At 70.8% G+C, this 11,284-nt stretch carries 13 protein-coding genes; 7 read left to right on the top strand and 6 right to left on the bottom strand.

Features of this window, described 5'->3' with window-relative positions; translation table 11 throughout:
* The first annotated feature begins 172 nt into the window (after window positions 1-172).
* On the top strand, window positions 173-775 hold the full coding sequence (locus ACIRRY_RS27025; protein ID WP_262058384.1) for a hypothetical protein: 603 nt from the start codon (window positions 173-175) through the stop codon (window positions 773-775).
* A 154-nt stretch (window positions 776-929) separates the two neighbouring features.
* On the opposite strand, the gene ACIRRY_RS27020 is transcribed toward ACIRRY_RS27025, so the two are convergent.
* A complete protein-coding gene (locus ACIRRY_RS27020) occupies window positions 930-1,721 on the bottom strand; it encodes a G1 family glutamic endopeptidase (protein WP_403977225.1) in 792 nt (263 codons plus the stop codon).
* Between the two features lie 259 nt (window positions 1,722-1,980).
* Between ACIRRY_RS27020 and ACIRRY_RS27015 the strand changes: the two genes are divergently transcribed.
* Together ACIRRY_RS27015 and ACIRRY_RS27010 are read left to right on the top strand one after the other, a co-directional pair.
* On the top strand, window positions 1,981-2,898 hold the full coding sequence (locus ACIRRY_RS27015; RefSeq protein ID WP_403977223.1) for a hypothetical protein: 918 nt from the start codon (window positions 1,981-1,983) through the stop codon (window positions 2,896-2,898).
* A gap of 36 nt (window positions 2,899-2,934) precedes the next feature.
* The gene (locus tag ACIRRY_RS27010) at window positions 2,935-3,663 is read left to right on the top strand and encodes a 3-keto-5-aminohexanoate cleavage protein (RefSeq protein ID WP_403977221.1); all 729 of its coding nucleotides are present in this window, start codon (window positions 2,935-2,937) and stop codon (window positions 3,661-3,663) included.
* On the opposite strand, the gene ACIRRY_RS27005 is transcribed toward ACIRRY_RS27010, so the two are convergent.
* Window positions 3,609-4,343, bottom strand: a complete 735-nt coding sequence (locus ACIRRY_RS27005; protein WP_403977219.1) for a hypothetical protein — start codon at window positions 4,341-4,343, stop codon at window positions 3,609-3,611. The two genes, ACIRRY_RS27010 and ACIRRY_RS27005, sit on opposite strands and share 55 nt — an antisense overlap.
* Before the next feature lie 148 nt (window positions 4,344-4,491).
* Between ACIRRY_RS27005 and ACIRRY_RS27000 the strand changes: the two genes are divergently transcribed.
* Complete coding sequence (locus ACIRRY_RS27000) at window positions 4,492-5,577, top strand: RNA ligase (ATP) (RefSeq protein WP_403977217.1); 1,086 nt, start codon at window positions 4,492-4,494, stop codon at window positions 5,575-5,577.
* A 374-nt stretch (window positions 5,578-5,951) separates the two neighbouring features.
* On the opposite strand, the gene soxR is transcribed toward ACIRRY_RS27000, so the two are convergent.
* Window positions 5,952-6,434, bottom strand: coding sequence for a redox-sensitive transcriptional activator SoxR (gene soxR / locus ACIRRY_RS26995; protein WP_403977215.1), 483 nt, complete (start codon window positions 6,432-6,434; stop codon window positions 5,952-5,954).
* Between the two features lie 124 nt (window positions 6,435-6,558).
* On the opposite strand from soxR, the gene ACIRRY_RS26990 reads away from it, so the two are divergent.
* A complete protein-coding gene (locus tag ACIRRY_RS26990) occupies window positions 6,559-7,020 on the top strand; it encodes a MaoC family dehydratase (RefSeq protein WP_403977213.1) in 462 nt (153 codons plus the stop codon).
* Between the two features lie 36 nt (window positions 7,021-7,056).
* Here the strand turns inward: ACIRRY_RS26990 and ACIRRY_RS26985 are convergent, their stop codons facing one another.
* The 3 genes from ACIRRY_RS26985 to ACIRRY_RS26975 all read right to left on the bottom strand — a co-directional run bounded on the left by ACIRRY_RS26985 (window position 7,057) and on the right by ACIRRY_RS26975 (window position 9,263).
* On the bottom strand, window positions 7,057-7,680 hold the full coding sequence (locus ACIRRY_RS26985) for a TetR family transcriptional regulator (RefSeq protein WP_403977211.1): 624 nt from the start codon (window positions 7,678-7,680) through the stop codon (window positions 7,057-7,059).
* 94 nt (window positions 7,681-7,774) lie between these two features.
* Window positions 7,775-8,020, bottom strand: coding sequence for a YiaA/YiaB family inner membrane protein (locus ACIRRY_RS26980; RefSeq protein WP_200690211.1), 246 nt, complete (start codon window positions 8,018-8,020; stop codon window positions 7,775-7,777).
* 91 nt (window positions 8,021-8,111) lie between these two features.
* The gene (locus tag ACIRRY_RS26975) at window positions 8,112-9,263 is read right to left on the bottom strand and encodes an acyl-CoA dehydrogenase family protein (RefSeq protein WP_403977209.1); all 1,152 of its coding nucleotides are present in this window, start codon (window positions 9,261-9,263) and stop codon (window positions 8,112-8,114) included.
* A gap of 87 nt (window positions 9,264-9,350) precedes the next feature.
* On the opposite strand from ACIRRY_RS26975, the gene ACIRRY_RS26970 reads away from it, so the two are divergent.
* Both ACIRRY_RS26970 and ACIRRY_RS26965 read left to right on the top strand, forming a co-directional pair.
* The gene (locus ACIRRY_RS26970) at window positions 9,351-9,989 is read left to right on the top strand and encodes a TetR/AcrR family transcriptional regulator (protein ID WP_403977207.1); all 639 of its coding nucleotides are present in this window, start codon (window positions 9,351-9,353) and stop codon (window positions 9,987-9,989) included.
* 267 nt (window positions 9,990-10,256) lie between these two features.
* Entirely contained in the window at window positions 10,257-11,216 is a 960-nt protein-coding gene (locus ACIRRY_RS26965) for a DMT family transporter (RefSeq protein ID WP_403977205.1), read from the top strand.
* Window positions 11,217-11,284 lie beyond the last annotated feature (68 nt).

Genomic DNA, 11,284 nt, shown 5'->3' with positions numbered 1-11,284 from the left:
CGGGATTGAAGATGAACATGCGTCAAGTTTTGGATGAGCGTGCGCCGCTTATGGGGGCCATCGGAAATCGGATGGAGCCAAATCGCTTGTCGATACGTCTATTCGGCGACGTCCGTTCGACGACGCCGAGGTGACCGAAGTACAGGTGCAGGTGTGACGGAGGTGCAGGGCGATGGCCGGTTTCCGGAGTCTGGCGAGACAGGTGCGAGATCCCCGGTGCGATCTGGCGCTGCGGCGCTACTCGCTGCGCAAGTGCCTTGAGCGGTTCGCCCCTTATGGGCACAGGGCGACCTGGGACCACTTGAGTTCCCGGGCCGGGTTCGGACCCGAGGACCGCTCCCCCGACCCGGCGCGGCTCGTGGCCGCACTGGACGAGCTGGAGGAAGCGCGCAAGGTCTGGCTCGCCTATGAGGTCGGGTTCGCCGAACGCCGCAAGAAGGAGAAGCACGACGGGCTCCGCCGCCCGGGCACCGTGGACGACTGGCACCGGCTGACCTGGGGCGGCTTCGGTGTCGCCTGGTGCGACGACCCCCGCCTCCACCCCCATCAATCACTGGCCGAGGTGCTGCGACGGCTGATCGCCGCCCTGGAGCGTGAACCGGGTTCCGTGTGCCCGGTGTGCGCCGGGGAGCGCCTCCAGTGGAAGTACGACCTGGCCCACGAACCCTCCTCGGGCCCGGTCTGCACGGACTGCGGCATCGTCGTCCCGCGTCCGGTGCTCACGCCCGAGGCCCTGGCGTACGCCAGGCGCGGACGGCTGCTCATGTCGGCCTGAACCGGGGCGATCTACGAAGGGCGCCAGGGGTGCGCCGGGGATGCCGCACCCCCTTCTGTCCCAGCCGGTTTGCGCTTGCCGGTGCAACGGCCGAGGCTGCCGACGGCGTTCCGTCGACAGCCCCGAAGAGGTGTGCCTCAGGTGTCGGCCGGCGTCAGCTGGCCTTCCAGACGTCCGCGAAACTGCCGCCGGAGATCGAGCCCGGCTGGGCCCGTACGGCGGAGCTGCTGCTCTTCGTCATGACGATCTCGTTCGGCGAGAAGGTGTCGAGGTTGCTGCCGTCGGCCTTGGCGCCGGTGAAGGTCACGGTGCCGAAGTTCGCGAGGCTCGCGACCGAGCCGCCGACTTCGGGGGCCTCGGCGACGACCTCGGCGGAGGCGTTCTTGAAGCCGGAGGAGCCGGCGTGCGTGGTCGTCTTCGTCCAGCCCTCGGTGGAGTCGGCGAGGGTCATGGTGAAGGTGGAGCCGGTGTAGGTCACGGTCGCGGTGAACTTGTCGCCGCCCTTGACGGTGACACCCGAGTACGCGCTCTCGGAGGCGGGCAGCACCTCCCACCAGGCGCCGTAGGTGGCCTTGCCGCCGATGCAGTCGGCTTCCGTACCGGTCTGCTCCAGCGCGGAGTTGCTGTAGCCGTCGAGGCCGACCCAGAAGGAGGAGTACGTGGTGGCCGAGGAGCAGGTGACGGTCGGCTGGGTCCATGCCGAGGTCACCGACGTGTACGCGCCGGTCGAGCCCGTGGCCGCGTAGCCGGACCAGTTGGTGGACGAGACGGTGGCGTTGACCTTGCCGGGCCGCGCGAGCCCGTGCAGCGTGTGACTCTCGTGGCTCGCTATGGCCTGGGTGAGCTGGGCGGGGGTGTTCGAGGCGGCCAGCGAGGGGGTGGCGAGGGCGGCGGTGAGGGCGGCGGCAGTGACGAGAACGAACCCGGCGGAAGATCTCGGGGACATGACTCTCCGTCATTCGAGGGGGTGGGGGGCTGCCGTGACGGCAGTGGACAGCAGCTTCCGCAAGGCCTCATGAGCATGGCAAGACGGTCAAGCCCCTTCAGTCTTGCGGGAATTGACGGCGCAACAACTGAGAAATCTGACAGGTTCATTCAAATTTGATCAATCACCGGGCAAGACTGACCAAACTTCAGGGCAACGCTCTTCCGCCCCACGGCGGCCCTGACCTGAGCTGGAGTACGTGACTTCCAGACCGGGGTACATGGCGTCCGGATCCGAGACGATGCCGTTCCACGAGGCCTTGCGCGCGGCCATCGCGGCCAGCGGCCTGAGCCTGGACCGGATCCAGGACCGGCTGCTGCGCCGCGGCACCCCGGTGGCGTCGGCGACGCTCAGCTCCTGGCAGTCCGGGCGCTACCAGCCGGAACGTCAACGGTCGTTGGCGGCACTCGCCGTACTGGAGGACGTCCTACGGCTGCCGCCCGGCGCGCTGACCGGCCTGCTCGGCCCGCCCCGGCCGAGGGGACGCTGGCTGCCACCGGACGGCGACCACCCCGCTCTCGCCCGGGCCTGGTCGGACCACCACGACCTCACCTCCGCCCTCGCCCCGCTCGACACCCGCTGGGACGACAGCCTGACCAGGCTCAGCTGCCACAACCGGGTCGACGTGGACGCCGGCCGCAGCGTCCGCTCGATGACCAGCCACCGGCTGCTGCGCGCCGAGGCGGACGGCGCGGACCGCTGGATCGCCCTGTACCGCCTGGACGCCCCGGGCCCGTTGCCGCGGTTCCGGCCGGCGGCCCCGGCCCGGCTGGGCACCGTCGTCGAACTGCCCGCCGAGGGGCTGGTGGCCGCGGAGCTGCTCTTCGACCGCCCGCTCGCGCGCGGCGAGACCGTGATCGTCGACTACACCGTGGAGCATCGGGACCCGCGCCCCTACTCCCTGCGTGCCGAGACGACCATTCACGTGCCGATGCGCGAACACCTCCTTGAGGTCCGCTTCGCGAAGGGGGCGTTGCCGCGCGCGTGTTACTCGTTCCGCACGAACGGGCTCGACTCCCACGCGGGTTTCGGGCGGCCCAGAGAGCAACGGCTGCGGGTGGACGCGTCGGGGTCGGTGCACGCGGTGGCGTTGGGGGTGGGGCCCTGCCGGGTCGGGATCCGGTGGGTGTGGGCGTGAGAGGGCGTTGTCAGTGGTGGATGGCACCATCGAGGCATGGTGCAGGTCTGTCTCAACGGGGCCCGTGGGGCCGCCGACGGCTGGATGGTGCCGGTCTCGCCCGGAGCGTTGGCCGATGCCGCGGTGGAGGCTGTCGCGGCGGGCGCCACGGATGTCCACCTCCACCCCAAGTCCCCTTGCGGGGACGACACGTTGTCGCCACGCGTCCTCGCGGTGACACTGGACGCGATACGGGCGCGGGTGACCGTGCCGGTCGGCGTGACCACCGGCGCCTGGGCCGAGCCGGAGCCCGCCGACCGGCTGGAGCGGGTGCGCGGCTGGACGGTGCTGCCCGACCACGCCTCGGTCAACTGGCACGAGCCGGGGGCCGAGGAGGTCGCGACGGCGCTGCTGGCCCGGGGTGTCGGCGTGGAGGCGGGTATCTGGTCGGGGACGGACGGCGCCGCCCGGTTCGCCGTCTCCCCGCTCCGCTCGAAGGTGCTGCGGGTCCTCGCGGAGGTGACGGACCCCGACGCGGACACGGCCGAGGCGTCCGCCCGCACCCTCCTCACCGAGTTGGGCACCGAGCACGGCCGCCCGGTGCTGCTGCACGGCGAGGACGGCGGCGCCTGGCCGGTGCTCCGACTGTCCGGACGGCTGGGGCTCGCGACCCGCATCGGCCTGGAGGACACCCTGTTCCTGCCGGACGGTGAACGGGCCCTGTCCAACGCTCAGTTGGTCGCCGAGGCGTTGGTCCAGTACGGGTGGGCCCAGCGCTCGTCGTAGGGCAGGGCGAGGAGTTCGGCCTGTACGGCGAGGTCGGCCTCGCCCTGCGCGCGGAGGCGGGCGGCACCGGGACCGGCCAGCCAGGTGCGCAGATCCGCCACGCCGGAGTCCTCGCCGTCGTCGTACCACCACGGGAACGGGGAGAAGTCGGACAGCAGGTCGTAGAGCCAGCTCTCGGTGCAGCGCGCGAGGTGCGCGTCCGCGACCGGGCCCGGTGTCCACCCGTCGAGGAACGGCAGCACGGCTCCGGCGATCGTGACGCAGGTCTTGAAGGTGTCGTCGATGTCGTAGGGCGGCTCGGGCAGGGTGAGGGTGTGCTGCCACCAGGCGTGCAGGAAGGCCTCGATCGCGGTGGCCTGCTCGGCCGGCCAGGAGCGCCAGTCCACCCGGCTGAGTCCATGGTCGCCGTAGCCGATCGAGCCCAGGGTGCCCTCGGCCATCGCCCGGGCGGCCTGCGGCAGCAGGCGTCGCATCACGGCCGGGTGGTCGTCGAAGTGGTCGGGCACCTCGAAGAGGTAGTACCGCACCACGTCCAGGGGCACGCGGGTGTACGGCGTGCGCAGGAACGCGGTCTCCTCGGGTGCGTGGCAGTATCCGCAGCCGGTCTCGTGCGGGCTGGCGAATCCGTTGAAGACCGTGTCGATGTCCGCGAGGGCGGCGGCAAGTGCGACTGAAGCCATGGGAGTTGGTCCCGTCGGTACTCCGTGCACGGCGTCGCCGCCGGCCGAAGAGACCGACGCTAGCAGCCACAAATCCCTTCGCTCCACCCCTTTCGGATCAGGACAGTTGAGGGCGATGAAACCCAACTGAGTAGCCCGAGGAGCCCCGATGTCGACGCTGCGCGTCACCGCCGAAGTGCTGACCGTCCACGACCACCCGAACGCCGACGCCCTCGAACTGGCCCAGGTCGGCCTGTATCGAGCCGTCGTCGCCAAGGGGACGTACCGCACCGGTGACACCGCCGTCTACATCCCCGAGCAGTCCGTGCTTCCGGCTGCGCTGATCGAGGAGTTGGGGCTGACGGGACGTCTCGCGGGGAGCAACGCCGACCGGGTCAGAGCGGTACGCCTGCGCGGTGAGCTGTCGCAGGGCATCGTGTGCCGGCCGAAGGCCCTCGCCGACGTCGATCTGGCCCGGGCCGCCCTGGACGGCACCGACTTCGCGGAGCGGCTCGGCATCGTCAAGTGGGTGCCGCCGATCCCGCCCACGATGAGCGGTGACGTCGAGTCCGCGCCCGATCTGCTGCCCTGGGTGGACATCGAGAACATCCAGCGGTTTCCCGGCATCTTCGAACCGGGCGAGGCTGTGGTCCTGACCGAGAAACTGCACGGCTCCGCCTGCCTGTTGACCTACTTCGCCGGGAACGAGGGCGACGGCAAGGGTGGCCGCGTACAGGTCTCCTCGAAGGGCTTCGGCGCCAAGTCCCTTGCCCTGACGGAGGATCCGCGCAATCTGTACTGGCGGGCGATCCACGGCCACGGCGTCCCCCGGGCCGCCGCCCGTCTCGCCGAACGGCTCGGCGCGCGCCGGGTCGGCATCTTCGGCGAGGTGTTCGGCACGGGGGTGCAGGACCTGACGTACGGCGCCGACGGGCGACGCGAGACGCTCGGGTACGCCGTGTTCGACGTCTCCGCCGAGATCGACGGAGAGGTGCGCTGGCTGGACGCGGGCGAACTGCTCGACGGGGAGCTGCCGTTGGTGCCCCGGCTGTACGAGGGGCCGTACGACATCGAGCGGGTGCTGGCGGTCGCGAGCGGGCGGGAGACCGTGTCCGGGCGGGGGTTGCATCTGCGCGAGGGGGTCGTGATCCGGCCCGCCGCGGAGCGGTACAGCCCGGTGACCGGCGGTCGGGCGATCGCCAAGGCGGTGAGCGCGGCGTATCTGACACGGAAGGGCGGCACCGAGTACGAGTGAGGGGCCGGCGCGGCGCCGTTCAGCGGCGGGCCTTGCGAGTGAGGCCCGGGAGGTTGCCGTTCAGCGGCGGGCCTTGCCCGTGAGAGGCGAGCGCGTTGCCCTTCAAGGGGCGGGCCTTGCGCGTGCGGCCCGTGCCTGTCGCCGTGCAGCGGCGGGCCTTGCCCGTGAGAAGCGAGCGCGTTGCCCTTCAAGGGGCAGGCCTTGCGCGTGCGGCCCGTGCCTGTCGCCGTTCGGGCCTTGCGCGCGAGGCCCAAGTGCGTGGCCTTCGGCGGGTCGCCTTGCGTGTGGCGCCCAACTGCGTTGCCCGCAGGGGCGGTACGCGCCCCGCCCCGTCTCCCTCAGCCGTGCGCCTCAGGATCCCTGTCCGTGTCGCCTCACCTGGTCCGGGGCTGCCTGTGTCCCGTCGGTTCCGTCATCAGGCGGGAACCCGCACCCCGTTCGCCGACCACATCGTCCGGGTTGGACAGGACGCAGGTCGCCAGGGAGAGGCAGCCGCAGCCGATGCAGTCGGTGAGGTGGTCGCGGAGGCGGTTGAGCTGCTTGATGCGCTCGTCGAGTTCGGAGCGCCAGGCCTCGGAGAGACGGGCCCAGTCCTCGCGGGTCGGGGTGCGCTCCTCGGGGAGTTCGGCGAGCGCCTCGCGGATGGTGGCCAGCGGGATGCCGACGCGCTGGGCGGCCCGCACGAAGGCGACCCGGCGCAGGGTGTCCCTGGTGTACCGGCGCTGGTTGCCCGTGGTGCGGCGGCTGCTGATCAGGCCCTTGGCCTCGTAGAAGTGCAGGGCGGAGACGGCGGCACCGCTGCGGGCGGCGAGTTGGCCGACGGTCAGCTCATGGATCTTCTCGGGAATCTGGGGCACCCCTCGAACCCTACCCATCCACCGGCGCCGGTGTTCCGTTGACAGCGGCCCGGCATACGACCATGCTAAGCAGTTGCTTAGGCATGGCGACACATATGAGCTGGATGACGTGAGAGGCCGGGACATGGCAGAGCCGAGGATCTTCACCTCCGTCGACGACCTGCGGGCGGCGGTCGGGGAGCAGTTGGGGCACACCGACTGGGTGGAGGTGGACCAGACGCGGATCGATCTCTTCGCGGACGCGACGGGCGACCACCAGTGGATCCACGTGGACCCGGAGAAGGCGGCGGCCGGCCCCTTCAAGACGACGATCGCGCACGGCTATCTCACCCTGTCGCTGCTCCCCCTCTTCGGACCGCAGCTGATCAAGGTCGAGGGCGTGAAGATGGGCGTCAACTACGGGACGAACAAGGTCCGTTTCCCCGCCCCGGTCCCGGTCGACTCCCGGCTGCGCGCCACCGCGAAGATCACCGGCGTCGACGACGTACCGGGCGGCGTCCAGGTGACCGTCGCGTTCACCGTGGAGCGCGAGGGCGGCGACAAGCCGGTGTGCGTGGCCGAGTCGGTGTCGCGCTACTACCTCTGAACTACTCCTGGGCGGCCAACCCCCGCGCGGCGACGGCTACTTGACCCCCACCATCCGCAGCACGAGGTCGGCGTAGAGCGCGCCGACCTCGTCGGGCGTCCGGGGGCCCTCGAGGCTGAACCAGCGGGCCACGTCGATGCACAGCGACAGGATCGCGAGGGTCGTGCCCTTCACGTCCGGCACGTCGAAGGAGCCGTCCGCCACCCCGTCCTCGACGATCCCGCGCACCTCGGCGTCGACCTGCCGGCGCAGCGCGAGGATCTCGGCGCGGGCGTCCGGGCCGAGCGAGTCCAGTTCGTACTGCACGACCCGCGCGGTGGTACGACCGCCCGCGTGCCAGCGCACGAAGGAGCTCACGGCGTCGGCGAGCCGCTCGGCGGCGCTGCCCTCGCGCCCCGCCGCCGTACGCAGGATCTCCAGGGCCTTCTCGTGGCCGATCCTGCTGATGCGGTGGAGCAGTTCTTCCTTGGTCTTGTAGTGGATGTAGAGCGCGGCCGGGCTCATCCCGGCACGGCCCGCGATGTCCCGGGTGGTCGTCGCGTGGTAGCCGCGCTCGGCGAAGGCCTCCACGGCGGCGATCAGCAGTCGCCGGGCCGCGTCGGGCGTGACCTCTGCCCAGGCCTGCGGGTCGCCCGCGGTGGTCTCCTCCGCCGTACTCATCGCTCGTGAACCCCTCTTCGATGACCCTTGATGACGCTCGATGACAAGGGGACCACCATACCGCCGAACCTGAGCGAGCGCTTAGTCTCCCCGCTCAGAGCTTTTCGAACGGGTTGTAAGGGGTGCGCGCCGCATCCTGCCGGTCCCGGATCACTTTGGCGAGGGTGAAGGAGGAGGTGACGAGATACAGGACGGCGATCGCGAGGAAGGCCCGCACCCAGGCGTCGGCCTGGAGCTTGAAGATGCCGATGGCGGTCGCCGCGATGGCGACGGCGAAGGACGCGACGGCCTGGCCGTAGAAGGCGGCCGTGTTCTGCGGTTTGCCCGATGCTTCACTCATGGGCCAAGCGTCGTCGGCCACGGCCCGTGAGGCATCCGCTCAGATACTCAACTCGCGTACTCAGAAGGACCTTTCCCGGGAAGCGCCGGCCTCAGAAGGCCGAAACCCCGGTCAGCGCACGCCCGATGAGCAGTTTCTGGATCTGGCTGGTGCCCTCGTAGAGGGTCATCACGCGGGCGTCGCGCAGCAGTTTGCCGGCCGGGTACTCGTCGATGTAGCCGTAGCCGCCGAAGACTTGGAGCGCGTTGTTGGCGGCGCGGACGGCGGCCTCGGAGGCGAAGAGCTTGGCCTTGGAGGACTCGGTGGCGAAGGGGAGCCCGCGGTCTATGAGGTCGGCGACCCGCCAGGTCAGCAGTCGGGCCGCGTCCACGTCGACGGCGATGTCGCTGATGAGTTCCTGGACGAGTTGGTGATGAGCGATCGGCTTCCCGAACTGCTCGCGCTCACCGGCGTAGCGGACCGCCACGTCCAGCGCGGCCTGGGCGATGCCGACGCAGCCCGCCGCGACCGACATCCGGCCCTTGGCCAGCGCCGACATGGCGACGGAGAAGCCCTTGCCCTCGGGGGCGAGCATCGCCGACGCCGGGACCCGTACGTCTTCCAGGACCAGTTCGGCGGTGGCCTGGCCGCGCAGGCCGAGCTTGCCGTGGATGGTGCGGCGGGTCAGGCCGGGGGTGTCGGTCGGGACGAGGAAGGCGGAGACGCCCTTGTGGCCGGGGGCGTCCGTCGAGCGCGCGAAGAGCAGCACCACATCGGCCCAACTGCCGTTCGTGATGAACATCTTGGTGCCGTTGATGACGTAGTCGTCGCCGTCACGGACCGCCCGGGTGGTGAGATTGCCCGCGTCGGAACCGGTGCCGGGTTCGGTGAGGCCGAAGCAGCCGACGTACTCGCCGGAGGTGAGCCCCGGCAGCCACCGCCGCTTCTGCTCCTCGCTCCCCCAGCCGGCGATCGACTTCGCGACCAGCCCCAGCGACACGGAGACGATGCCGCGCACGGAGGAGTCCCCGCGGCCGAGTTCCTCGGTGACCAGGCAGTACGCGAGATGGTCGCCGCCCGAGCCGCCGTACTCCTCGTCGATGGTCAGTCCCAGGAAGCCGACTCCGCCGAGCTTCTTGACGATCGACCGGTCGACCTCCTCCGCGCGGTCCCAGGCGATGACGTGCGGGGCGATCTCACGGTCCACGAAGTCCTTGGCGAGCCGCCGCACGGCCTCCTGCTCCTCGCTCAGTCCCAGGTCCATCGCGCGTCACCCCAAAGCCGTATGCCGATTGCCGCACATTTAAATTAGCACTGCTAGTTTCGCTCTCGCAGCCCTACTATGTGCGCCATGGCCCGACCGCGCAAGCCCCTCCTCAGTACCGACCGGATCATCGAGACGGCCAGTGTGCTGGTGGACGCGGAGGGGCTGGCGGCTGTCTCCACGCGTCGGCTCGCCGCCGAGCTGGGGGTGAGCGGGCCCTCGCTGTACAACCACTTCCGCACGAAGGACCAGATCCTGGAGGCCGTCGCGGACTCGGTGAGCGCGCAGGTCGATCTGTCGATGTTCGAGGACGGGCGGGACTGGCGTACCGCGCTGCACGACTGGGCCGTGTCCTATCGGTCCGCGCTGCGTGACCACCCGAACATCGTGCCGGTGCTGGCCACCGGGCCGGGGCGGCGGCCCGCCGGGCTGCGGCTCGCGGACGCGGTCTATGGGGGGATGGTGGAGGCGGGGTGGCCGCCGGCGCAGGCCACGTCCATCGGGGCGTTGATGCGGTACTTCGTCATGGGGTCGGCATTGGGGTCGTTCGCCGGGGGGTTCGTGGACGACGAGAGTGCGTACGATCCGGCCGACTATCCGCATCTTGGGCAGGCGCATCTTCTTGCCGAGCAGCAGGAGAAGGTGGATGAGCGGGCTTTTGAGGTGGGGTTGGCTGCGCTGCTGGATGGGTTGGCGGGGCAGTTCGACGAGGTCGTCGGTAGGTAGGGGCGGCCAGCGGGGGTGGGAGCTTCTGTCGTATGCCGGGTGCAGGCCCGTGGGGGCTGGTCGCGCAGTTCCCCGCGCCCCTTCGGAGCGCGTCCACGTGCACCCCTCAGGGGCGCGGGGCTGTATCGATGTGCGGCTCCGCCGCGTGGGCGCGACCAGCCACGACGCACCCGCACCCGGCATACAACGGAACCCCCACCCCCTCCCCCGACCATCGCGTCCGATTTCCGCCAGCCGTGTCGCCCCGGCGCCGCCTAGCCTCGACACATGACGAAACCCCTCCGCCGTACCGAACGGGCAGCCGCCGCGGCCGCTGTCGTCACCGTCGTGCTGTGGGCCTCCGCGTTCGTGTCCATCCGGAGTGCGGGCAACGCCTACTCACCGGGCGCGCTGGCGCTGGGGCGGCTGGCGAGCGGGGCCCTGGCACTGGGCGCGCTCTCTCTCGTACGGCGGGAAGGGGTGCCGCCGCGGTCTGCGTGGCGGGGGATCGCGATCTCGGGCGCGCTGTGGTTCGGCTTCTACATGGTCGTCCTGAACTGGGGCGAGCAGCAGGTCGACGCCGGTACCGCCGCCCTCGTCGTGAACATCGGACCGATCCTCATCGCCCTGCTCGGCTCCCGGCTGCTCGGTGACGCGATGCCGCCGCGGCTGCTCGCGGGGATGGCGGTGTCGTTCGCCGGTGCGGTGACGGTGGGGTTGTCGATGTCGGGCGAGGGCGGTTCGTCCGTGCTCGGCGTCGTGCTGTGTCTGCTCGCGGCGGTCGCCTACGCGGGTGGGGTCGTCGCCCAGAAGCCGGCCCTGGGGCGGGCCAGCGCGCTCCAGGTGACGACGTTCGGGTGTCTCGTCGGGGCGGTGCTGTGTCTGCCGTTCGCCGGACAGCTCGTGCACCAGGCGGCCGACGCGCCCGTCTCCGCCACGCTCAACATGGTCTATCTGGGCATCTTCCCGACCGCGCTCGCCTTCACCACGTGGGCGTACGCCCTGGCCCGGACGACCGCCAGCAAGATGGGCGCGACGACGTACGCGGTGCCCGCGCTGGTCGTCCTGATGTCGTGGCTGGCGCTCGGCGAGGTACCGGGTTTGCTCACACTGGCGGGCGGGATGCTGTGCCTGGCGGGCGTGGCGGTGTCGCGGTCCCGGCCGGGCGCGAAGGCCAGGGCGAGGGCGGGAGCGAAGGCGGAGCAGGCTGCGGCGACGGGAGAGCCACAGCCCGAACAGGTGCCATGAGCAAGGGAGTTCAGGCGGCCGGGTGTCATGGATCGGGGAGTTCGGCCCCAGCCGGCGCCGCGCACAAG

The organism is Streptomyces sp. NPDC101776, from assembly GCF_044766845.1.
Classification (GTDB): domain Bacteria; phylum Actinomycetota; class Actinomycetes; order Streptomycetales; family Streptomycetaceae; genus Streptomyces.
Note: the sequence above shows the minus strand (reverse complement) of the source record. Positions and strands in the feature narration are given on the sequence as shown.